The following is a 21,179-nucleotide window of genomic DNA, read 5'->3' as shown; positions in this document are numbered from 1 at the left end:
AATTCCTCAGGAGGATGCCATGACCACCCTCATCACCCGGGACGAGCTGCGCGCCGCGATCGACGCCGGCACGGTGACCGTCGTCGACGCGCTCGGCGGCGAGTACTACGCCCGGCAGCACCTGCCCGGCGCGATCCCGCTGGTCGAGGCCGAGGTGGCCGAGCGGGCCGGCGAGCTGCTGCCGGACCGGGACGCCGCCATCGTCACGTACTGCTCCAACCTCGCCTGCCCGAACAGCGGGCGGGTCGCCGACCGGCTCACCGCCCTCGGCTACACCGACGTGCGCAAGTACGCCGCCGGCATCGAGGACTGGGTCGCCGCCGGCCTCCCCACCGAGTCCGGCGCCCTCACCCGCTGACCCGCGCCCGTTCCTTCGACCAGGAGGTTCGCATCCTGAACCGGGCGCGAACCTCCTGGTCGACCCGGCTCAGCAGGTCTGGGGCGGGCCGTCAGGCGGGGAGAGGGGTGAGGCGGGTGCGGGGGCCGGCGCGGAGGACGCCGGAGGGAAGCTTCTTGCCGACGAGTTCTTCGGCCAGCTCGGCCGCCTCGATCAGGGCGTCCAGGTCGATGCCCGTGTCGATGCCCATGTCGTGCAGCATGTGCACCGCCTCCTCGGTGGCCAGGTTGCCGCTGGCCCCCGGGGCATACGGGCAGCCGCCGAGGCCGCCGACGCTGGCGTCGAACTCGGTGATCCCCAGCTCCAGCGCGGTCAACAGGTTCGCCAGCGCGGTGCCCCGGGTGTTGTGGAAGTGCAGCAGGACGGGGATGTGGGCGTTGCGGTCGCACACCGCGGTGATCAGCTCGCGGACCCGGCGCGGGGTGGCCATGCCGGTGGTGTCGCCGAAGGCCACCCGGTCCGCGCCGTCCCGGACCACCCGGTCGACGATGCCCGCGACGCGCTGCGGGTCGATGTCCCCCTCGTACGGGCAGCCGAAGCTGGTCGCCACGATCACCTCCGCCTGGGCGCCCGCGCCGTGCAGCAGGTGGATCAGCTCGGCGATGTCGTCGAGGGACTCCTCGGTCGAGCGGTTGACGTTGCGCCGGTTGTGCGTGTCGCTGGCCGAGACCACCACCTCGATCTCGGTGAAGCCGGCGGCCAGCGCCCGCTGCGCGCCCCGGGTGTTCGGCACCAGCGCCGAGTAGCGCACGTCCTCCGCCTTCGTGGCCCGCCGCCACACCTCGTCGGCGTCGGCCATCTGCGGGATCGCCTTCGGGTGCACGAAGGAGACCGCCTCGATCCGCTTGACGCCGGTGCGCGAGAGGGCGTCGAGCAGCCGCACCTTGGCGTCGGTCGGGATCGGGTCCTCGTTCTGCAACCCGTCACGCGGGCCGACCTCGCGGATCGACACAAACTCCGGTAGCTGGCTCATCTGGTCACCTCACTGTGACATCTGTCCTGCATGCTCCGCCCTGTGCTCTCCAGATAAGCAGAGCAGCGGCAGCGGACGCCAATCCGCTCGCCGGCCGCACCGAGCGACATCCGGCACAACGTTCCCGCCCACCCGTGCAACCGATCGGGCTTCGCTCGTGCACCTATCCGTGAAGGGAGCGGGATGCGAAGCGATGACGACGAGGGCCGCCGCCAGTTCAGCGATTACTTCGCTGCCCGGCGCGAGGTGGTCCGGCGTACCGCCTACCTGATGTGCGGGGACTGGCACTGGGCGGACGACCTCACCCAGGCCGCGTTCATCCGGGTCGCCGCAAGCTGGCACCGGATCCGCGACCCGGAGGCGCTGGACGCGTTCGTCCGGACCTGCCTGGTCCGGACCTACCTGTCCGAAACCCGGCGGGTGTGGCGGCGCCGCGAGCGCAGTGTCGCCGAAACACCGGACCGGGCCGGCCCGGACGACGACGCGGAGACGACGACCCGCCGGATGGTGTTCGTCCAGGCGCTGCGCCACGTGCCGCCCCGCCAACGGGTGACCCTGGTCTGTCGGTTCTACCAGGGGCTGGACGTGGCCGAGACAGCCGCCGCGCTGGGCTGCTCAGAGGGCACGGTCAAGAGCCAGACGGCGCGGGGTCTCGCCGCGCTGCGCCAGATTCTGGGCGATGCCGTGCCCGCCCTCGCCGGCGCTACGGAGGGAAGGGCATGACCGGGCTGCGTGAGTTGTTCGAGGAGGCGGCGGAATCGTCGCCGCCGAGCCGCCTGCTGGCGGACGAGGTGTACACGGCAGGTCGCCGTCAATGGCGCCGCCGGCGACTGGCGGTGGCGGGGATCTCGGCGGTCGCGGCGATCGCCGTACTGGCCGCGTCGTTGCTGGCCACGGCCCGGCCTTCGGTCGACGAACTGCCGATCGCGGACGGGAGCACCCCGCCGACGAGCGCCAGCCCGCTTCCCGGACAGCGGTTGCAGTGGGTCGACGCCGCCGACGCGAAGCACCTCTACCTGCTGTTGACCTGCACCACGCCGAGCACGTGCGACAAGTCTGTCGCCCAACTGAAGGGCTCCGACGACGGCGGCCGCACCTGGACCGACCGGGGCACGCTGATGCGGCTCGGCGCGATGGCGGTGCTCGGTCCCGATGTCCTGATCAGGGCCGCGCAGCCGGATCAGCCGGGCGCCGCCACGGCCAGCCTGATGATCAGCACGGACGGCGGTCGCCACTGGAGCAAGGCGCAGGAGGCGCCGGCGGTGGACGCGGTGCCGGACGGTGGCACGGCCATCTGCTGGCCGGAGACGGCGGGGCCGTCCTGCACGATGCAGGCGGTGGACGCGGCGTCGCACCGGGTCGCGCCCCTGTCCCGTCAACCGGCCCTGACGTTGCAGCCGGATGGCCTGCGGATCGACGAGTTGTCCGGCCGGCTCTGGATACCGGGCCGCGAACCGGCAACCGGCCGACCCGCGGTCGCGGTGAGCGCGGATGCCGGTCGCACCTGGGCCACCCATGTCTTCCGGGACGCGCCGTCCTGCCCGAGCGCGGGCTGCGAGCCGCTGTCGCTGGCGGTGGACGGTGGCGGGAAGACGGTGTACGCCGTGGTCAGCGGCGAGCGCGTCCTGGCGGTCTATCGCCTCAACGGCGGTACCACCAAGGACGGCTGGCAGCGGCTCACGGATACCGGTGAGATCCCGCACGGGACGAACGGATACGGGTCATTCGTCGCCGCCGACGGCACCCACGTGCTCTTCCAGCCGGAGGACCGCCAGAACTTCGCCTACCGCTACTGGGCGGCCCGCGACGGCGGCGCGTACCGGATGGTCGAGCTGGCTGGCCTGCCGGCCACGGCCGGCCCGATCCGCCGTACGCGAGACGGTTGGTTCTACGCGATCGGTTACCCCGACAACGTGCTGTACGGCTCCACCGACGGCTGGCACTGGTCGCCGGTCACCAACCGCTGACGATCTCCAACCCCGGGCGTTGACGCGCTGCCATGACGCGTGTCGCCCCCTCGCACCCCGAAATGAGAGGAAAAGGAATGATCTATCCACGCTGGCAGCGGCCACTCGCCGGCGGCCTGGGGACGGCCGCACTGATCCTGGCACTCGCCGGGTGCGGCGGAGAGGACAAAGCGCCGGGCGTGGCCACGGCCGGCAGCCCGGGGACCAGAGCCTTGCAGTCGGCCGGCACCGGCGGGGCCGTCGCCCAGTACGTCGAAGCGCAACGCCGGTGGGTCAAGTGTCTGCGGGAACAGGGCTTCGACCTGCCGGATCCGGACGCCAAGGGCTTCGTCGACCTACGTGCGCCCGGTGCGCCGAAGAAGGCCGACCCGAAATGGACGGCCGCTCAGATGACGTGCATGAAGTACAACATGCCGGTTCCGGAGGAACTGGAGGAGAAGGCGGTGTGGACGGCGGAGGAGATCGTGCACCGCCGCGCCTACGCCCAGTGCATGCGGGACAACGGTCTACCGGACTTCCCCGACCCGGGCCCGGACGGCAACTGGCCGCGGGAGACCGGCAGCGGCCAGATAAGTGAGCAACAGGCGGCAGCCGAGTTCCGGGCCGGCCAGATCTGCAATCCGGTCCTCGACGGCAAGCCACCGACCACCCCCGATCCGAACTCGACCGCAAAAGGATGAGCGGGCGGATGGACTCGACCGAGCGGCCCCGCAGCCGGCCGGCACGACGGCGACTGCGGGCCGTGGCGGGGGCCGGACTGGTGCTCACGACCCTGGCGGTGGCCGGCGCCGCGACCCTCGGCCTCGGCGGTCGCGGCGCGGACCAGGCCGTCCCGCGCCGCACCGGACCTGCCGCGACCGCCACGGTGACTCGGCAGACGCTGGTCAAGACCGTGACGCTGGCCGGCGAACTGGGGTACGGGCCGGCCGCACCGCTGACCTCGACCGCCACCGGTACGGTGACCTGGCTGCCCGATGTCGGGACCACCGTCCGGCGCGGCGAGGCCCTGCTGCGCGCCGACGAGCTGCCGGTGGTGCTGCTGTACGGCTTCCTGCCCATGTACCGGCCGCTGACCACAGGCGTGCAGGGCTCGGACGTGCGGCAGTTCGAACGAAATCTGGCGGCCCTCGGCTATCGCGGATTCACCGTGGACGAGGAGTTCTCCGCCAGCACCTCGGACGCGGTGAAGCGCTGGCAGAAGGACCTGGAGGTTCCGGAGACCGGCACGGTCGACCGGGACCGGGTGATCTACACCCCGGGTCCGGTCCGCATCGCGCAGCGGCTCGCTCGCGTGGGCGCGAGCGCGACCGGCGACGTGCTGTCGTACACCGGCAACACCCGGATGGTGACGGTGTCCGCGGCGGCCGGTGAGGCCGCCTGGGCGGCGAAGGGCGCCAAGGTCACGGTGACCCTGCCCACCGGCACCTCGGTGGCCGGGCAGGTCACCGCCATCGGCCCGCCCACACCCGCTGCGTCGGGCGGCCAGACACCACCCGATCCCGAGCACCCCGGCACCGGCGCGGCAGCCGTTCAGGTCACCATCGCCATCCCCGATCAGAAGGCGCTGGGTGGGCTGGCCGGCGCCTCGGTCGACGTCCGGTACGTCGCGCAGGAGCGCAAGAAGGTGCTCACCGTTCCCGTCACCGCGCTGCTGGCCCTCACCGAAGGCGGCTACGGCCTGGAAGTGACCGATCCGGGCGGCACCCGGATCGTGGCGGTGGAGGTGGGACTCTTCGCCGAAGGGCGGGTCGAGGTGCAGGGCGACGGCCTGACCGAGGGGCTGTCGGTGGGGGTGCCCGGATGAGCGGACACGTCGTCGAGCTGTCCGGTGTGTCACGCACCTATCCGGGCGGGGTGACCGCCCTGCGTGAGGTCGACCTGCGCATCGGCTACGGCGAACTCGTCGCCGTCGTCGGCCCCTCCGGGTCCGGCAAGTCCACGATGCTGCACCTGATCGGCACGCTCGACCGCCCGTCGTCGGGGGCGGTCCGCATCGACGGGCACGACGTCTCGTCCCTCACCGACCGGGAGCTGTCCGCCCTGCGCAGCCGCCGGATCGGCTTCGTGTTCCAGCAGTTCCACCTAGCCGCCGGCCTGCCGGTGCTGGACAACGTCGCCGACGGGTTGCTCTATGCCGGCGTACCCCTCCGGCACCGGCGGCGGCGCGCCGAGTCCGCACTGGTCCGGGTCGGTCTCGGCCACCGGCTCGATCACCGGCCGCACGAGCTGTCCGGGGGCGAGCGGCAGCGGGTGGCGATCGCCCGGGCGGTCGTCGGCGAGCCCGCTCTACTGCTCGCCGACGAGCCCACCGGCAACCTCGACTCCGCCTCCGGCGCGTCGGTGCTGGCGCTGCTGCGCGACCTGCACGCCCTCGGCACCACGGTCGTGGTCATCACCCACGACCGGCAGCTCGCGGCCGACCTGCCGCGGCGGATCATGCTGCGCGACGGCCGCGTGGTGCACGATTCGGGCTCGCTGCCGGCGGTCCGGTCGTGACGGGGAGGCTGAGACCCGGTCGGCTGACCCCCGCCGACATGGCCCGGCTGGGCGCGACCGGGCTGCGAACCCATCCGCTGCGGGTGTTCCTCTCCGCGTTGGGCATCGCCATCGGCATCGCGGCGATGCTGTCGGTGGTGGGCATCTCCACCTCCAGCCGCGCCGAACTGGACCGGACGCTGGACCGGCTCGGCACCAACCTGCTCACCGCGGCTCCGGGCGAGACCCGGACTGGGCAGAAGGCCGTCCTGCCCGAGGAGTCGGTAGTCATGGTCGACCGGATCGGGCCGGTGGATTCGGTCAGCGCGACCGCCGCGATCGAGCGGTCCGTCTACCGGAATGATCACGTGCCGGCCGGCCAGACGAGCAGCATCGCGGTGCTCGCCGCCCGGTCGGACCTGCTCGCCACCGTCGGCGGGACGGTCCACGCCGGTTCCTGGTTCACGGCCGCGACCGCGGCCTTCCCCACGGTAGTGCTGGGCACCACCGCGGCCCAGCGGCTGGACGTGCCGGGGGTGGGATACCGGGTGTGGCTCGGCGGTGAATGGTTCGTCGTGGTCGGGATCCTGGCGCCCGTACCGCTGGCCGAGGAACTGGACTCGGCGGCGTTGGTGGGCTGGCAGGCGGCCCGGCAGTACCTGGACTTCGACGGCCGTCCGACCCGGATCTACGTCCGTGCCGCGGAGAGTCAGGTCGCGGCGGTGCGATCGGTGCTGGGCCGCACCGCCAACCCACCGGCACCGAACGAGGTGGCCGTGTCCCGCCCCTCCGACGCGCTGGCCGCCCGGCAGGCCACCGACACCGCACTCAACGGGTTGCTGCTCGGGCTCGGCGCCGTCGCGCTCCTGGTCGGTGGGGTCGGCATCGCCAACACCATGGTGATCTCCGTTCTGCAGCGTCGCGCCGAGATCGGATTGCGTCGGGCACTCGGCGCCACCCGGCACCAGATCCGGGTCCAGTTCCTCGCCGAGTCGTTGCTGCTCTCCGCGCTCGGCGGGACCGGCGGCACGCTGGTCGGCATCGGGATCACCGGGCTCTACGCGTACAGCCAGGGCTGGCCCACGGTGGTGCCCGCCTGGGGGATGGCCGGCGGCGTCGCGGCAACCCTGCTGATCGGCGCGGTCGCCGGGCTCTACCCGGCGATCCGGGCGAGCCGGCTGGCGCCCACCACGGCTCTCGCCGGGCTGTGACGGACGCACCTGGTCCCAGCTCGGCGAGCAGCCGGCGACCACGCGGCGTCCCCGGGCGGCAACCCCGGGGACGCCGCCTCCGGTCAGCGCATGCGGGAGACGATGCCGGTGTCGTAGTCGCCGGAGAGGAACTCCGCGTTCTCCAGCAGCTCGGCGAAGAAGGGGAGGTTGTTCTTCGGGCCGGCGATCTCGAACTGGGCCACCGCGGCCTTCGCCCGCTCCACCGCCTCCTCGCGGGTCGCCCCGCTAACGATCAGCTTTGCCATCAGGCTGTCGTAGAAGGGGGTGACCATGTTGCCGACGACGTAGCCGGAGTCGACCCGCACCCCCGAACCGGTGGGCTCGTTCCAGGTCGTGATCGCGCCCGGGCCGGGGAGGAAGCGCTTCGGGTCCTCCGCGTTGATCCGCAGCTCGATGGCGTGCCCGCGCGGGGCGAGCGCGGCCGGGTCGAAGGTCGGGGCCAGACCGGCGGCCACCCGCAGCTGCTCCTCGACCAGGTCCACCCCGTAGACCAGCTCGGTCACCGGGTGCTCCACCTGGAGCCGGGTGTTCATCTCCAGGAAGAAAAATTCTTCGGTGCCGGGGCCACCGCCCTCGAAGTCCCGCTGACGCGGGACCAACAGACACTCGACCGTGCCAGCGTTGCGGTAGCCGACCGCCTCACCCGCCCGGACCGCGGCCGCCAGGAACCGCGAGCGCAGCTCCGGGGAGACCGCGGGGGACGGGGACTCCTCGACCAGCTTCTGGTTGCGCCGCTGCACCGAGCACTCCCGCTCGCCGAGGGCCACGACCCGGCCGTCGGCCAGGCCGAGGATCTGCACCTCGACGTGGCGCACCCGGGGGAAGTACCGCTCGATCAGCACCGAGCCGTCGCCGAACATCCGCTCGGCGAACCCGCGGACCTTGTCGTACTCGGTGCGCAGCGCGGCCTCGTCGTTGGCCACGCCCATGCCCATGCCGCCGCCACCGGCCGCGGCCTTGACCATCACCGGGTAGCCGATCTCCGCGGCGGCCGCGACGGCCGCGTCCAGGTCGGCCGCCGGGTCGGTGGTGCCGGGCGCGACCGGGACGCCGGCCGCCGCCATCAGGTTCCGAGCGTTGATCTTGTCGCCCATCGCGGTGATCGCGTCCGCGCCGGGCCCGACCCAGATCAGGCCGCTGGCCTCGACGGTACGGGCGAAGTCCGCGTTCTCGGAGAGGAAGCCGTAGCCCGGGTGGATCGCCTGCGCGCCGGTGGACTTGGCGGCGGCGAGGATCGCCTCGACGTTCCGGTAGCTCTGCGCCGGGTTGGCCGGGCCGACATTTACCGCCTCGTCGGCCTCGGTCACGAACGGCAGGCCGGCGTCGGCCTCCGAGTGCACCGCGATCGCACGGATGCCAAGCCGCTTGGCGGTACGGATGATCCGGCGGGCGATCTCGCCCCGGTTGGCGATCAGCAGCGACTCGATCATGTTCTGCAAGGAAGGGCCCCCTCTTAACGCCTGGTGTATAGCCGGGGCCCCTTCTTAACACGCGTTAAGCCCGACGCGGCGTGTCAGGCCGGATCGGTGGGCGCCAGCAGGGCGGCGAGCGTCGCGCCGCGCAGCAGCTCGGCCCGGCGGCGTCGGTCCACCTCGCCACCGAGAAACGGGGTCGAGTTCATCAGACCGAAGGCGGCGTGGGCGAGCACTCGCGCCTCGCCGTCGGGCAGGCCCGGGTGCAGCGCGGTCAGCACGGTCACCCACTCCTCGACGTAGAGCCGCTGAAGCCGGCGGATCCGCCGGCGCGGCTCGTCGGGGAGACGGTCCAGCTCGTGCAGGTGCAGGGCGATCACCGCTGGGTTGGCCAGCGCGAAGTCGACGTGGAAGTCGATCAGCGACTCGAGCGTCCCGCGCGGGTCGTTCGGGTGGTTGGCGGCCCGCTCCCGGCCGCCGGCGAGCAGCCCCTCGCTGACCGGGATCAGCGCGGCGGCGAGCATGGCCTCCTTGCCGGCGAAGTGGTGGTAGAGGGCCGGACCGGTGACCCCCGCGGCGGCGCCGATGTCGTCCATCGACACGCCGTGGTAGCCGCGGGCGGCGAAGAGGCCGACCGCGATCTCCAGGATCTCGTCCCGCCGGGACCGCCGTCGGCCCGCACCGTTCGTGCCGTTCGCCGCGCCGCGCGCCTGCTGTTCCACCGCCACGCGGGCAAGCCTAGACCGCGGCGGAAGGCGGTGGCGGTTCGGTTACCCGTCGGTCGCCCCCCACCCCGCCCGTCTACGGCCCGCTTGACCCTCGACCCGGTTCAGGCCGCAGGGTCCGTCGGCATGACCGCTCCCGTACTCGGCCGCGACTTCCGGCTGCTGTGGTCCGCCGCCGTTTCCTCCCGGTTCGGCGACTCCCTGCGTACGCCGGCACTGGCCCTGCTGGCCGCCACGCTGACCCGCGACCCCCGGGCGATCGCCGCGGTGACAGTCGCCGGGCAGCTCCCGCCGCTGCTGCTCGGTCTGCTCGGCGGCGCTTACGCCGACCGCTGGGACCGCCGCCGCACGATGGCGGCCGTGGACGGGCTGCGGGCCGGCGTGGTGGCCGCCCTGGCCGTGCTGGTCGCCACCGGCCGGGCCGGCGTGGCGGCGCTGGCGGCGGCCGCCCTCCTGCTCGCCACTCTCGGCACCGTCTTCGACGCGGCCTCCTTCGCCGTGCTCCCGTCCCTGGTCGCCCCGGCCGCCCTGCCCACCGCGAACGGCCGCCTCCAGGCCGGCACCGCGGTGGCCGGCGGCTTCCTCGGCGCCCCCCTCGCCGGCGTGCTCTTCGCCCTCTCGGCAGCCCTCCCCTTCACCCTCGACGCCCTCACCTTCGCCGCCGCCGCCCTCCTCACCCTCTCCCTCCCCCCCGCCCGAGTCCCCCGATCTTGCAGTTGCGGTGGGGACAAACCGGCTGGTGACCGGCAAAAGGTCAACCACAACTGCAAGATCGGCGGGAGAAGCGGGGGCGTGTGGCGGGAGGCGTGGGAGGGGGTGCGGTGGGTGCGCAGGGACCGGGTGTTGTGGGGGATCACGCTGCTCACGGCGGGGTCGAACCTGGCGATCAGCGGGTTGATGGCGGTGCTGGTGCTGTACGCGCTGGAGGTGCTGCGGGTGCCGGCGGCCGGGTACGGGCTCTTCGCGGCCGGGGCGGTGGTCGGCGGCCTGGTCGGCGCGCTCGCCGCGGGACGCCTCGCCGGCCGGTTCGGCACCGTGCCCGCGCTGCGCGGCGTGCTGGCCGTGCAGACCCTGGCGTTGACCGGGTTCGCGCTGGCCCGGCACCCGCTGCCCGGCGGCCTCGCGCTGGCCTGCTTCGCCGCCGGCACCACCATCTGGAACAGCCTCTGGGCCTCGTACGGCCAGCGGCAGGTACCGGCGGAGCTGCTCGGCCGGGTCGGCGCGGCGCAGCGGGTGGTCGGGCGGGCCAGCGCGCCGATCGGGGCGGCGGTCGTCGGGTTCGCCGGGCAGGCGTACGGGGTGGCGCCGGTGGGCTGGGCCGCGGCCGCGATCTTCGCCGTGGTCACGGTCGGGGCGTGGCGGACGCTGCGGGCAGCCGCGCCGGAGCCGACCGCCGCCCCGCCCACCCCGGTCGGGACAGCAGGCCGGCCAGCGCTGCGCCCGCGGCGTTGAGCAGCACGTCGTCGACCGAGGAGACCCGCCCGAGGTCGAGCAGGTACTGCAACGACTCGACCAGCACCGAGCCCGCCGCGCCGAGCAGGAAGAGCCGGCCGACACCGGCCAGGGCGGCGAAGCGTACCGGGGCGAAGAAGCCCAGCGCGGCGAAGACCAGCAGGTTGCCGACCACCTGCACCACGACGGTGGCCGGCGGCCCGACCAGCAGGTCGGCCAGGTCGCGCAGGGGCACGAGGTCGACCTGCCGCGGCGCCGGGCGGGGCGTGAGGATCATCCACACCCAGGGGACGGTCCCCGCCACCGCGCCCACCTCGGCGACGCTGCGCCGCCACCGTTCCCCGATCGGCCGGGCGTCCCGCCGACCGGCGGCCAGTACGCCGGTGAGCAGGGCCGCGACCGGCAGCCCGGCCAGCACCGCGACCAGCACCGGCCCCCAGTCGCGCCACACCTGCGCCATCCGCGCAGCCTAACCGGCGGCCCGCTGCTCCAGCCCGGACAGTCGCATGGCCAGCCGGTGCCGGGCCGCCGGCACGGCGGAGAGCAGCCGGAGCAGCAGGTTGCGGGCCGGCCGTCGGGTCTGCGGGACGGTGGCCAGCCGGGTGAGGCGGCCGGCGAAGCGGACCACCTCCTCGGCGGCTGGACGGCGCTGCGCGGCGTAGGCGTCGAGCAGGGCGTCGGAGCCGCCGGCGACCACGTCGCCGAGGGCGGTGCCGAGGGCGACCGCATCGCGCAGGCCGAGATTCATGCCCTGCCCGCCGGCCGGGCTGTGCACGTGCCCGGCGTCGCCCGCGAGCAGCACCGGCCCGACCCGGAAGGTGTCGGCGACGCGGTGGTGCACCCGGAACCGGGAGCCCCACAGCACCTCGGTGATCCGCCCCGGTCGGCGCGGTCCGCGCCGGTCGAGCAGGGCTTGGACGAACGGCACGTCGGGGTGCTCGGGGGCGTCGTCCACCGCCGCCACCACCCGCACCACGCCGTCCGGCAGCGGCGCCCAGACCAGCATTCCCCGCCGGTCGAAGAAGAGCACCACCTCGTCACGGGGCAGCGGGCTGTCGATCCGGATGTCGGCCAGGGTGAACGACTCGCCGCCGTCCGCCGGGCCCCTGAAGCCGATGCCGGCCAGCCCCCGGACCGTACTGTGCATGCCGTCGGCACCGACCACGTACCGGGCGCGGACGGTGCTGCCGTCGGCGAAGCGGGCCAGCGCGCCGGTGTCGTCCCGGCTCAGCTCGGTCAACCGGTGCGGCCGCAGCACCCGGCCGCCAAGCGCGGTCAGCCGCTCGGTGAGCACCGCCTCGGTGACCGACTGCGGCACCATGAGCGCGTACGGGTAGCGGGTCGGCAGTGTGTCGAACCGGGCGACGAGCAGCGTCCGGTCGCCGTCGCGGACGGTGAACCGCGGCGCCCGTACCCCGCGCTCGACCAGCGATGCGGCGACCCCGATCCGGTCCAGCACCTCCAGGGTGTACGCGTGCACGACGGCGGCGCGGGAGGTCAGCGGGGACTGTTCCGCCTGGTCGACCAGCGTCACCTCGACACCTCGCAGGGCGAGGGTCACCGCGGTCGCAAGGCCGACCGGTCCGGCCCCGACCACCAGGACGTCCGTGCTTTCGGGCAGCATGGCCCACCTCCGGAAGCGAGTGCCAACAGTTGTTTGCCAACGCTTGTTGACAACAGTAGGTCGACCGGCATGGCGATGTCAACGCGTGTTGGCCTACAGTTGTTGGCATGACTTCGGAACCGGCACCGACCCGCGCCCGCCGCTCGGACGCCACCCGCGCCGCGATCCTGCGCGCCGCCCGCGAGCGGTTCGCCGCCGACGGATACGACCGCTCCACCATCCGCGCCATCGCCGCCGAGGCCCGGATCGACCCGTCCATGGTGATGCGCTACTACGGCAGCAAGGAGGGACTCTTCGCCGCGGCGGCCGAGTTCGACCTGCGCCTGCCGGCGCTGGCTGAGCTACCCCGCGAGCAGCTCGGCGAACTGCTGGTGCGGCACTTCCTCGACCGCTGGGAGGGGGACGAGACGCTGGCGGCGCTGGTCCGCACGGCCACCACCAGCCCCGGGGCGGCCGAACGGATGCGCGCGATCTTCGCCGAGCAGTTGACCGCCGCGATGGCCGGGCTCGCCGACCCGACCGAGGCCCCCCGCCGGGCCGGGCTGGTGGCCAGCCAGATCCTCGGGCTCGCGCTGACCCGGTACATCATCCGGCTGCCGCCCGTGGTCGACCTGGACCCGGCCGAGCTGGTCGCCTGGGTCGCCCCGACCGTCCAGCGCTACCTGACCGGCCCGACCCCGGCCTCGGCATGACGAACGGCCGCGGTCAGCGTGACCACGGCCGTTCACTGGACCGGGACGGCGGTCAGCCGGCGATGCCGCCCGGCTGGTCGCCCCTCGCGACGGGGGCCCGGACCAGGTTGCCCCACTCGGTCCACGAGCCGTCGTAGTTGCGCACCTGCGGATAGCCCAGCAGGTGCCGCAGCACGAACCAGGTGTGGCTGGACCGCTCCCCGATCCGGCAGTACGCGATCACGTCGTCGCTCGGGCTCAACCCGAGCTGATCGGCGTAGATGGCGCGTAGCTCGTCCGGGGACTTGAAGGTGCCGTCGTCGTTCGCGGCGGACTTCCACGGCTTGTTGACCGCGCCCGGGATGTGCCCGCCGCGCAACGCGCCCTCCTGCGGATAGTCCGGCATGTGCAGCATCTCGCCGGTGTACTCGCCCGGCGAGCGGACGTCGACCAGCGGTCGACCGGCGGCGATGTGCGCCATCACCTCCTCGCGGAAGGCCCGGAGCGGCGCGTCGTTCCGCTGCGGCACCGGGTACTCGGCGGGCGGGCGGGTCACCTTCTCCTTGGTCAGCTCGCGCCCCTCGGCCATCCACTTCTGCCGGCCACCGTCGAGCAGCCGCACGTCGGGGTGGCCGAAGAGCGAGAAGACCCAGAGGGCGTACGCGGCCCACCAGTTGAAGTTGTCGCCGTAGAAGACCACCGTGTCGTCCCGACCGATGCCCTTGGCGGCGCAGAGCTCGGCGAAGCTCTTCGCGTCCAGGTAGTCCCGGGTCACCTGGTCGTTCAGCTCGGTGTGCCAGTCGACCTTGACGGCGCCCGGGATGTGACCGGTGTCGTAGAGCAGCACGTCCTCGTCGGACTCCACCACGACGAGGCCCTCGTCGCCGAGGTGCTCGGCCAGCCACTCCGTGGTGACCAGGCGCTGCGGGTCGGCGTACGACTTGAGGCGGGGATTCGGATCGCTGGGCACTGGCATGAAGCCCAAGGTACGCGGCAAAGCTCAGACCAGCCCACGAACCGCCCGTATCGCCGCGTCGACATCCTCGGGGCTGTTCGCGATGGTCGCCCCGAACCGCAGGTGGGAGGGGTTGTACGGGGTGCTGCTGGCGGTCACTCCGGCGGCGTGGAGTCGGCCCACCGCCTCACCGATCGGCAGGTCGGTCACGTCGCAGCAGACGATGCCGGCGGAGAGCTCGGCCGAGCGCGGCGTCACCAGTCGCAGCCCGCTGATACCGGAGAGGCCCTCCTTGAGCCGGTCGGCCAGTTCGCGGGTCCGCGAGGCGATCCGCTCCGGCCCGATCCGCCGGTGGAACTCGAACGCCTCGGCCAGAGCCCACCGGTGCTCGAAGGTGTGGTAGCCCCCGGGCGTGTGCGCGGGCCCCGCGGGCGTTGGCGGCGCGCCACCATCCCCGAACAGCCAGTGGCCGATGCTGCGCCGATCGAAGGTGGCGATGACCGGCGTCATCCGGTTCCACGCCCGCTCACTCCCCCACCCGAGTCCGGTGCCGCGCGGTCCGAGCAGCCACTTGTGGCAGCCCGAAATTAGTACGTCACAGCCGAGCTGGGCCGGGGTCACCGCCTCGGCACCGAAGCCGTGCACCCCGTCCACGCAGACCAGTGCCTCCGGACTGCGTGCCCGAACCGCCTCGGCGAGCTGCCGGATCGGCAGCTTCACTCCGGTGCTGGAGTGCACCCAGGTGAGCGCGACGACGCGGGTGCGGGTGGTGACGGCCGCCGCGAGGTTGGCGACGATCTCGTCGACGGTGGTCACCGCCGGGTCGCGGTAGAGGCGTACCCGGCGCACGGTCACCCCGTCCCGCTCGGCCCGCAGCCGCAACGACTCGTGCGTGGCGTAGAAGTCGTGCTCGGTGGTGAGCACCTCGTCGCCGGGCCGCAGCCGCAGCCCCGTATAGAGCAGCCCGAGGCCCATCGTGGTCGAGTCGGTGAGGGCGATCTGGTCCGGGCTGGTGTCGAGGTGGTCGGCAGCCCCCCGGAGGACAGCCTCGTCCAGCCGTTCCTCGTTGGCGGCCAGGTAGCCGACCGCGTCCCGGTCGAGCCCGTCCCGGTGCGCGGTGACGGCCGCGCGGACCGGCGCGGGGTGGGCCGCGAAGACGAAGGTGGCCAGGTGCGCCCGGCCAGGGTCGAGCGCGAACTGCGCCCGTACGCTGTCCCAGCTGGCCGGGTCGAAGGCGGGCGTGCCGCCGGACTCCCGTCGGTCCGGCTCGCAGCTCGTGGTCACGCCGGTTATCCCGGCAGCCGCTGTCGCGCCCAGCAGGCTTCGTCGGCTGAACTGCATGCCCTCGATCGTCCGCCGGCTACGTCACGAACGGGTCACCGGGCGCTCAGGTCCGACGGACTCGCGTGGATCGTCCGCCCGCTAGTCGGTGACCGGGCCGAGCATCGGGCGCTTCGCGGTGATCGTGTCCCCGGAGGAGCGGCCGGTCAGCCGGCGCTTGATCCAGGGTGCCAGGTGCTGGCCGGCCCAGCGCAGGTCGGCGGCGCGCCCGGCGAGCCACGGGGCCGGCGCCGGGTGCGGCGGCACCATCAGCCACTCCTCGTCGCAGCCGACCCCGAGCGCGGTGAGCACCTGCCCGGCGACCCGCCGGTGCCCGGCGGGCGACAGGTGCAGCCGGTCGGTGCTCCAGAGCATCGGGTTGAGGTAGGTGTCGTCGGCGTACAGGTCGACCAGGATGGCGCCGTGCCGCTCCGCGACCTCCCCCACGACCCGGTTGAGCAACGTCACCCGAGGTGCCACGAGCCGCTGGCCGGGCAACCGGGCCATCACGTCGGCGAACCGGAAGAGGATGACGTCCGCGCCGCCGGAACGCAGCTCGCCCACCACGTCGTCGAAGCGGGCGACGAAGGAGGCGGGGTCGAAGGTCCGCCGCAGCACGTCGTTGCCGCCGGCGGCGAAGCTGATCAGATCCGGCTTCATGGCCAGGGCGGCCGGCACCTGCTCGGCGACGATGTTGGGGAAGAGGCGACCGCGGATCGCCAGGTTCGCGTACCCGAAGTCCGGGCCGGCCTCGGCGGCCAGCCGGGTCGCCACCAGGTCGGCCCAGCCGCGGTAGGTGCCGTCCGGGTACGCGTCGTCCATGCCCTCGGTGAAGCTGTCGCCCACCGCCACGAAACTGCGCCAGCGCACCTGTTGTCCCTCCGGTTCCCGGGTTCCCATCGGTGTCGGCCATTCTGGCACCACAGGTGGTCGACGGGCGCCCGCCGCGTCCGGACGTGGCGCGGCCCACGCCGCAGATGGGAGTCGGGGCAGCGCGGCAGGCGCGGCGCGGGGGCCGGACGGGCGACAAGTGCCCGTCCGGCCCCAAGCTTTGCGATCGGTCAGGGCACGTAGGCCAGCAGGGTCAGCTTCTGCACGTCCCGCGGCTCCGCCACCTCGCCGAGCTTGCGGAAGCCGGAGTCCAGCACCACGATCCGGGCCGCCTGCCGCACCAGCACCCGAAAGTCCGCGGTGAACTGGATGCTCTCGACCTTGCCGGAGACCGGGAGATCAATGACCTTGCTGGTGACGGTGTCCACGACCGTGAAGCTGCCGTCCCGGCGGGACGGGTCGGTGCCGACCCAGCCGATGGAGACGTATCGGCCGTCCAGCGAGACGCTGCGGGCGCGCCAGCCGCCCCACTTCGCCGCCTCCTCCGCTGGTGGCGTGTAGCGGAAGGTGCGGGTGGTCTGCCCGTCGGTCACGTACGGCTTGCCGTCGCTCTTCGCCGCGAGCCACCGCCCGTCCACCGACCAGCACCGGTCGGTCTCCTGGCCCGGGTCGCCGCCGACCGGCTTGCCGGCCGCCACGTCGATGAGCACCGGGCGGAGGCGCTGGCGGACCATCAGGTGGTCGTTGCCCTTCCAGACCAGCGCGTTGCTGTCCACGCAGGTCACCCCGCTCAGCAGCGTGCGCGAGGACGGTTGCCCCGGCGCACCGAGCAGGAGCACGCCGGTGATGCCGCCGTCTGTGCTGTCCTGCACCCAGGCCACCCGCTTTCCGTCCGGCGAGATGGTGACGGTGTTGAGCTCGCAGCCCCAGGTGGGGGCCGCGATCCGGTAGACCACCTGGTCCGAGCGGCCCCGGATCGCGTGAATCCGGGCCTCGGGGGACGTCTTCTCCAGGTAGTACCGGGTGCCGGTGAGCACGGACGGCGGCGTGGCCGTCGACGTGCTGGGGCTGCCGCTCGGCTCGGTGGACGCCCGCGAGGGCGCCGGCGTCGGGGTGACCTCGACCGGGGGCCAGGTGCTGGTGACCGACGGGCCGGCCGGCTGGGGCGCGGGGGGCTGCCCGTTCGGCCGGATGGCGAGCGCGGTCCCGGTCGCGGCGGCCAGCACCACCAGGGCGGCGGCGGAGGTGGCGACGGCCCGCTGGATGCCGAGCCGCCTCGAGGTACGCAGGGCCCGGTCCCGCAGGTCGACCGGGGTGACCTCGTCGGCCAGGGCGGCCAGGTCGAGCCGGAGGCGGTCGTGGTTCATCGGGTGGTTCCTTCCAGGACGTACAGCTCGGCAAGTTCCGGGGCGACGGTGCGCAGCTTCGCGAGCGCCCTGGCGGTCTGGCTCTTCACGGTGCCGACGGTGACGCCGAGCAGCTCGGCGGCCTCGGCCTCGGTGCGGTCCTCGAAGAACCGCAGGATCAGCACGGCCCGCTGCTTGGCGGAGAGCTTCTGCAGAGCGGCCCGCAAGGTGAGCCTCAGCGTGGTCTGGTGGGCGTGGTCGGCGGCCGGGTCGCCTCCGCGCGGCTCGGGTAGGTCCCCCGGCATCGACTCGGCCACCCGGCGCCGGCGCCACCAGGAAACCTGCAGGTGGTACATGGTCCTGCGGGTGTACGCCTCGGCGTTCCCGCTGTCGTGCAGCCGGTTCCACGACCGGTGGGTCCTGGCCAGCGCGGACTGGACGAGATCCTCGGCCAGGTGCTGATCGCCGGTGAGCAGGTACGCCGAGCGCAGCAGTGCGGGCGTACGGGTACGCACGAACGAGTCGAACTCACTCAGGAGAGGGTCCATCACGAGCCGATCCTTGAGGTCAGGTGGTGCATCAGCGTGATGCCTCCCCAGACGCCACCCTGCCGCACCGTGGTTGCCGGTATCTCTGCAGAAAATCCGACACCGGCGAATCGGCTCGCGCGGGTCCGCAATCGTCGGGCCCGGTCGGCTCAACGGTCGGCGTTCGGTGGCTCGACCACCGCCCTCCGGTACGGACCCCAGGCGACGAACCGCTCGAACAGCTCGCGTGGGGTCGGGCCATCGTGCGGGTTCAGCCGGAGCAGGTCGTGGGTCGCCTCGTGGTAGAGCCCGGAAAGGTAGACGGCCAGGTCTACGGGGTTGTCGTCGTACTCGACCCTGAGGAGCAGCCGGGCCTCGGCGCACGGCCACGGCAGCCCGCAGGCCCGGCACACCCACAGCGGGCGGATCGGCAGGTGCGGCGGATGACCCGGCGGGTACGCCCGCGGCCGATCGGGGTACGGCCCGAGGCGGGGCACGGGGAGCTCGGGGTAGGTCACCACCGACCCCCGTTGGCGCGCCACTCCTGAGCCGGGGTGAGCCGGCCGACCCGACCCGGCTCCATCGCCGGAAAGGCACGGGTCGGCTCGCGCATCCAGTCCGGCAGGTTGGTGCCACGGCCCGGCCGGGGCAGCGCTGGCGGTGGGACGGCGATCCGACACGAGAGCCAGCGGATCGGGTTGCGCATCTCGACCTCCTCTAAGACGTACGGGCCGGGACCGCCCGTGCACGGGGATTCACGGGCGGCCCGGAGCGGGCCGGACGGGAGGCGGCCCGCTGCGTGACAGTCTGGTTAGGACGGAACTACTCTCGGAAGGCATCGATGCTGCTCGTGGCGAGGCCTGGTCGGCTGATCCGTCCGCCCGGTGGGGCGGTGGAGACTCCGGGAAAACTGTGGAGGAAGAGTGGAAGGTGAGCCGACCGCGGAGCTGATCCGGGCACAACTCCGGCGCCTGCGGCTGAACGCCGACCTGAGCCAGGAGGAGTTCGGGAAACTCGTCCACTTCTCGGGTTCCCAGGTATCCGCCATCGAGCTGGGGCAGCGGCCGCTCGACCGGTTCTTCCTCAAGCGGGCGGACGAGGTGCTGGGGACGGGTGCCCTGTTGACGTCTCTGCTCAAGCTGGCTGAGCGGGACGGGCAGCCGAGCTGGTTCCGGCCATGGCTGGAGGCGGAGCGGCAGGCACAGCAGATGCGGTGCTATCAGCCCACACTCGTCCCCGGGCTGCTACAGACCGAGAACTACGCCCGCGCGGTGATCCGGACGGACGACATGATCTGCGACGACGAGTTGGAGAGGCGGCTATCGGTCCGGATGGACAGGCAGTCCATCCTCTCCAGCCCCGATCGCCCGAAGTACGTTGCAGTGATCGAGGAGACCGTCCTCCGCCGGGCCGACGAGGGCTTCCGAGGGCTCATGACGGATCAGCTCGCGCATCTGATCGAGTGCGCCGAGCGTCCACACATCCACGTCCACATCGTTCCGACTGAGGTCACCATGCACGTCGGACTGGTCGGCCCATTCGCGTTGGCTCGTGGCAGCGACGGCGGATGGGTCGGTCACCTGGAGAACCAGCTCGGCGGCGTAGTGGTCGACAACGATGAGGATGTGGCTATCCTGCTGTCGCGGTGGGAGAGCGTTCGCAGCGAGGCCCTGTCTCGCCGGCAGTCGATCGAGCTGATGAAGGAAGTGATGACGTCATGAAGCTGATCGGGGCTACCTGGCGCAAGTCCACCCGCAGCGGCACCCAGGGCGATTGCGTCGAGGTGGCCGACAACCTGGCCGGCGTCGTCGGCGTCCGCGACAGCAAGGACCCGACCGGCCCGGTGCTCACCTTCGACCCACAGACCTGGCAAGCCTTTCTGAACTTTGCCAAGCAGCACTGACTCGACGGCACCACGATGGCCCCGGCGCTGACCGCCGGGGCCATCGTCGTACCAGGCCAACTGAACCTGCGCGCCAGCCGGATGCAAGCCGCCTACGCTGTCGCCCGTGTCAACCGACATCTACGGCTTCATCGAGGTCGTTCATCCTCCTGCTAGTCATCCTTCGTACGAGGGAGAGCCGTGGTCGCCGTGCATGGAGCTCTGCCCGCTCTACGCCGATAGCGACTACCTGGCATTCGGCTGCCTGTTCGGTGTTCGCAACTGGATCGGTTGGGAGCCGGTCGCTGCTGACCGCGGGCTGCCGGCCGGCGTGTCGACGGCCGTGCGCGCCGACTACGACGACATCGCCCGCGCGGACAGCGCGGTTCACGGAAGTACCTGGGTCTCCTAAGCTGAGTTGCGTGACCTGGACATGTCGGTCCGGCGCGCCGCTCGTGGCCTGCTCAAGGTGCACGAGACGCCGTACTCGAGATGGCTGTACCGAGTGGACGACGCGTGGCCGGAGAAGGTCATGCTCCGCCACCTGTACGTCACGAATTAGCTGGCACGGTTGGCGGACCGGACGCTACGGTCCGTCAGATGCGGCTCACGGTTCTCGGCGGGTGCGGTGCGTGGCCAGCAGCGGGTCAGGCCTGCAGCGGCTACCTGGTGGAGCACGACGGGTTCCGGCTGCTCGTCGACCTCGGTTATGCGACCGTCCCACGGCTGCTGCAACACGTCACGGCGGACCAGGTCGACGCCGTGTTCATCAGCCACGGACATCCCGATCACTGCGCCGACCTGAACCCGCTGCTGCGGGCGCGAGCACTGCGCGATGATCCACCGGCACCCCTACCGGTGTACGCGCTGCCGGGCGCGCTCGATGCGGTGTTGGCGCTGGACCGCCCCGGGATGCTGACTTCCGCCTACGTCCTGCACGAGATCACCGTCGGCGGCCGCCTCGACATCGGCCCGTTCCGCGCCCAGACCCGGCTGCTGCCGCACTGGGTGCCGAATGCCGGCCTACGACTGGCCGCGGGCGACCGGGTTGTCGCGTACACCGGTGACACCGGCCCGAGCCCCGAGGTGGTGGAACTGGCGCGCGGCGCTGACCTGCTGCTGGCCGAGGCTACCTACGTGGATCAGGTGCCGGAAGACTCGCAACGCTACCTGTCGAGCGCGCGCCAGGTAGGTCGGCAGGCTGCGGATGCCGGCGCCGGACACCTCCTACTGACCCACCTGTGGCCCGGCACGGATCCGGCGGCTGCGCGAGCCGCAGCCGGTGACAGTTACGAGGGTGAGATCGGCGTCGCCACTGCTGACCTGTGCCGGGAGCTTCCCTAGTTCCCGGCTTTCCTCGGCTTCGGACGCGTCCAGGCAGGGGACAACA

Annotated in this window: 26 protein-coding genes; 14 read left to right on the top strand and 12 right to left on the bottom strand. The window is 72.6% G+C overall.

Annotated elements, in window-relative coordinates:
- The first annotated feature begins 19 nt into the window (after nt 1-19).
- Nucleotides 20-358 carry a rhodanese-like domain-containing protein gene (locus GA0070624_RS04625; protein ID WP_091336940.1) on the top strand — a complete coding sequence of 113 codons (339 nt, stop codon included), beginning with the start codon at nt 20-22 and terminating at the stop codon, nt 356-358.
- A gap of 91 nt (nt 359-449) precedes the next feature.
- On the opposite strand, the gene GA0070624_RS04620 is transcribed toward GA0070624_RS04625, so the two are convergent.
- Nucleotides 450-1,370, bottom strand: a complete 921-nt coding sequence (locus GA0070624_RS04620) for a hydroxymethylglutaryl-CoA lyase (protein ID WP_091336939.1) — start codon at nt 1,368-1,370, stop codon at nt 450-452.
- Between the two features lie 183 nt (nt 1,371-1,553).
- Here GA0070624_RS04620 and GA0070624_RS04615 point away from each other — a divergent pair, with 183 nt between their 5' ends.
- From GA0070624_RS04615 to GA0070624_RS04590, 6 genes are all read left to right on the top strand, one after another.
- The gene (locus GA0070624_RS04615; RefSeq protein ID WP_091336938.1) at nt 1,554-2,093 is read left to right on the top strand and encodes a SigE family RNA polymerase sigma factor; all 540 of its coding nucleotides are present in this window, start codon (nt 1,554-1,556) and stop codon (nt 2,091-2,093) included.
- Nucleotides 2,090-3,337 (top strand): beta propeller repeat protein, encoded by a 1,248-nt coding sequence (locus GA0070624_RS04610; protein WP_091336937.1) that lies wholly within the window; start codon nt 2,090-2,092, stop codon nt 3,335-3,337. The genes GA0070624_RS04615 and GA0070624_RS04610 overlap by 4 nt, the downstream gene beginning before the upstream one ends.
- A 77-nt stretch (nt 3,338-3,414) precedes the next feature.
- Nucleotides 3,415-4,017, top strand: a complete 603-nt coding sequence (locus GA0070624_RS04605) for a hypothetical protein (RefSeq protein WP_091336936.1) — start codon at nt 3,415-3,417, stop codon at nt 4,015-4,017.
- A gap of 8 nt (nt 4,018-4,025) precedes the next feature.
- Nucleotides 4,026-5,141 carry a peptidoglycan-binding protein gene (locus GA0070624_RS04600; RefSeq protein WP_091336935.1) on the top strand — a complete coding sequence of 372 codons (1,116 nt, stop codon included), beginning with the start codon at nt 4,026-4,028 and terminating at the stop codon, nt 5,139-5,141.
- A complete protein-coding gene (locus GA0070624_RS04595; protein WP_091336925.1) occupies nt 5,138-5,833 on the top strand; it encodes an ABC transporter ATP-binding protein in 696 nt (231 codons plus the stop codon). Before GA0070624_RS04600 ends, GA0070624_RS04595 begins: the two co-directional genes overlap by 4 nt.
- Before the next feature lie 38 nt (nt 5,834-5,871).
- A complete protein-coding gene (locus GA0070624_RS04590; RefSeq protein WP_091336924.1) occupies nt 5,872-7,023 on the top strand; it encodes an ABC transporter permease in 1,152 nt (383 codons plus the stop codon).
- Between the two features lie 83 nt (nt 7,024-7,106).
- Here GA0070624_RS04590 and GA0070624_RS04585 read toward each other — a convergent pair whose 3' ends face one another.
- Nucleotides 7,107-8,474: an acetyl-CoA carboxylase biotin carboxylase subunit gene (locus GA0070624_RS04585; protein WP_091336923.1), complete on the bottom strand. Its 1,368-nt coding sequence runs from the start codon at nt 8,472-8,474 to the stop codon at nt 7,107-7,109.
- A gap of 83 nt (nt 8,475-8,557) precedes the next feature.
- Nucleotides 8,558-9,184, bottom strand: coding sequence for a TetR/AcrR family transcriptional regulator (locus GA0070624_RS04580; protein WP_091336921.1), 627 nt, complete (start codon nt 9,182-9,184; stop codon nt 8,558-8,560).
- Between the two features lie 123 nt (nt 9,185-9,307).
- Here GA0070624_RS04580 and GA0070624_RS04575 point away from each other — a divergent pair, with 123 nt between their 5' ends.
- Complete coding sequence (locus tag GA0070624_RS04575; protein ID WP_091336919.1) at nt 9,308-10,633, top strand: MFS transporter; 1,326 nt, start codon at nt 9,308-9,310, stop codon at nt 10,631-10,633.
- Here GA0070624_RS04575 and GA0070624_RS04570 read toward each other — a convergent pair.
- Together GA0070624_RS04570 and GA0070624_RS04565 are read right to left on the bottom strand one after the other, a co-directional pair.
- Nucleotides 10,524-11,093, bottom strand: coding sequence for a VanZ family protein (locus tag GA0070624_RS04570; RefSeq protein WP_091336917.1), 570 nt, complete (start codon nt 11,091-11,093; stop codon nt 10,524-10,526). The two genes, GA0070624_RS04575 and GA0070624_RS04570, sit on opposite strands and share 110 nt — an antisense overlap.
- Before the next feature lie 9 nt (nt 11,094-11,102).
- A complete protein-coding gene (locus GA0070624_RS04565) occupies nt 11,103-12,257 on the bottom strand; it encodes an FAD-dependent oxidoreductase (RefSeq protein WP_091336916.1) in 1,155 nt (384 codons plus the stop codon).
- Between the two features lie 107 nt (nt 12,258-12,364).
- Between GA0070624_RS04565 and GA0070624_RS04560 the strand changes: the two genes are divergently transcribed.
- Nucleotides 12,365-12,949, top strand: a complete 585-nt coding sequence (locus GA0070624_RS04560) for a TetR/AcrR family transcriptional regulator (RefSeq protein WP_091336915.1) — start codon at nt 12,365-12,367, stop codon at nt 12,947-12,949.
- A gap of 52 nt (nt 12,950-13,001) precedes the next feature.
- Here the strand turns inward: GA0070624_RS04560 and GA0070624_RS04555 are convergent, their stop codons facing one another.
- The 7 genes from GA0070624_RS04555 to GA0070624_RS04525 form a co-directional block, all read right to left on the bottom strand.
- Nucleotides 13,002-13,904, bottom strand: coding sequence for a sulfurtransferase (locus tag GA0070624_RS04555; protein ID WP_091348145.1), 903 nt, complete (start codon nt 13,902-13,904; stop codon nt 13,002-13,004).
- A gap of 24 nt (nt 13,905-13,928) precedes the next feature.
- On the bottom strand, nt 13,929-15,167 hold the full coding sequence (locus GA0070624_RS04550) for an aminotransferase class V-fold PLP-dependent enzyme (RefSeq protein WP_245718660.1): 1,239 nt from the start codon (nt 15,165-15,167) through the stop codon (nt 13,929-13,931).
- A gap of 138 nt (nt 15,168-15,305) precedes the next feature.
- Complete coding sequence (locus GA0070624_RS04545; RefSeq protein ID WP_091336911.1) at nt 15,306-16,073, bottom strand: SGNH/GDSL hydrolase family protein; 768 nt, start codon at nt 16,071-16,073, stop codon at nt 15,306-15,308.
- 191 nt (nt 16,074-16,264) lie between these two features.
- On the bottom strand, nt 16,265-17,401 hold the full coding sequence (locus GA0070624_RS04540; RefSeq protein ID WP_091336909.1) for a hypothetical protein: 1,137 nt from the start codon (nt 17,399-17,401) through the stop codon (nt 16,265-16,267).
- Nucleotides 17,398-17,928 (bottom strand): SigE family RNA polymerase sigma factor, encoded by a 531-nt coding sequence (locus tag GA0070624_RS04535; protein ID WP_091336908.1) that lies wholly within the window; start codon nt 17,926-17,928, stop codon nt 17,398-17,400. Before GA0070624_RS04535 ends, GA0070624_RS04540 begins: the two co-directional genes overlap by 4 nt.
- A 149-nt stretch (nt 17,929-18,077) precedes the next feature.
- Nucleotides 18,078-18,428: a hypothetical protein gene (locus GA0070624_RS04530; RefSeq protein ID WP_425413489.1), complete on the bottom strand. Its 351-nt coding sequence runs from the start codon at nt 18,426-18,428 to the stop codon at nt 18,078-18,080.
- Nucleotides 18,422-18,613, bottom strand: a complete 192-nt coding sequence (locus tag GA0070624_RS04525; protein WP_091336906.1) for a hypothetical protein — start codon at nt 18,611-18,613, stop codon at nt 18,422-18,424. The genes GA0070624_RS04530 and GA0070624_RS04525 overlap by 7 nt, the downstream gene beginning before the upstream one ends.
- Before the next feature lie 217 nt (nt 18,614-18,830).
- Here GA0070624_RS04525 and GA0070624_RS04520 point away from each other — a divergent pair, with 217 nt between their 5' ends.
- The 5 genes from GA0070624_RS04520 to GA0070624_RS04505 all read left to right on the top strand — a co-directional run bounded on the left by GA0070624_RS04520 (nt 18,831) and on the right by GA0070624_RS04505 (nt 21,133).
- Nucleotides 18,831-19,628 (top strand): helix-turn-helix domain-containing protein, encoded by a 798-nt coding sequence (locus tag GA0070624_RS04520; protein WP_091336904.1) that lies wholly within the window; start codon nt 18,831-18,833, stop codon nt 19,626-19,628.
- Nucleotides 19,625-19,810, top strand: coding sequence for a DUF397 domain-containing protein (locus GA0070624_RS04515; RefSeq protein ID WP_091336900.1), 186 nt, complete (start codon nt 19,625-19,627; stop codon nt 19,808-19,810). Before GA0070624_RS04520 ends, GA0070624_RS04515 begins: the two co-directional genes overlap by 4 nt.
- A gap of 106 nt (nt 19,811-19,916) precedes the next feature.
- The gene (locus GA0070624_RS04510) at nt 19,917-20,201 is read left to right on the top strand and encodes a hypothetical protein (RefSeq protein WP_141714930.1); all 285 of its coding nucleotides are present in this window, start codon (nt 19,917-19,919) and stop codon (nt 20,199-20,201) included.
- A gap of 6 nt (nt 20,202-20,207) precedes the next feature.
- Nucleotides 20,208-20,351: a hypothetical protein gene (locus GA0070624_RS34580; protein ID WP_176731592.1), complete on the top strand. Its 144-nt coding sequence runs from the start codon at nt 20,208-20,210 to the stop codon at nt 20,349-20,351.
- A gap of 38 nt (nt 20,352-20,389) precedes the next feature.
- Nucleotides 20,390-21,133, top strand: a complete 744-nt coding sequence (locus GA0070624_RS04505; protein WP_091336898.1) for an MBL fold metallo-hydrolase — start codon at nt 20,390-20,392, stop codon at nt 21,131-21,133.
- Nucleotides 21,134-21,179: the final 46 nt, after the last annotated feature.

It is taken from the genome of Micromonospora rhizosphaerae, assembly GCF_900091465.1.
Taxonomy (GTDB): Bacteria; Actinomycetota; Actinomycetes; order Mycobacteriales; family Micromonosporaceae; genus Micromonospora; species Micromonospora rhizosphaerae.
This window is presented reverse-complemented; position numbering and strand designations above follow the sequence as displayed.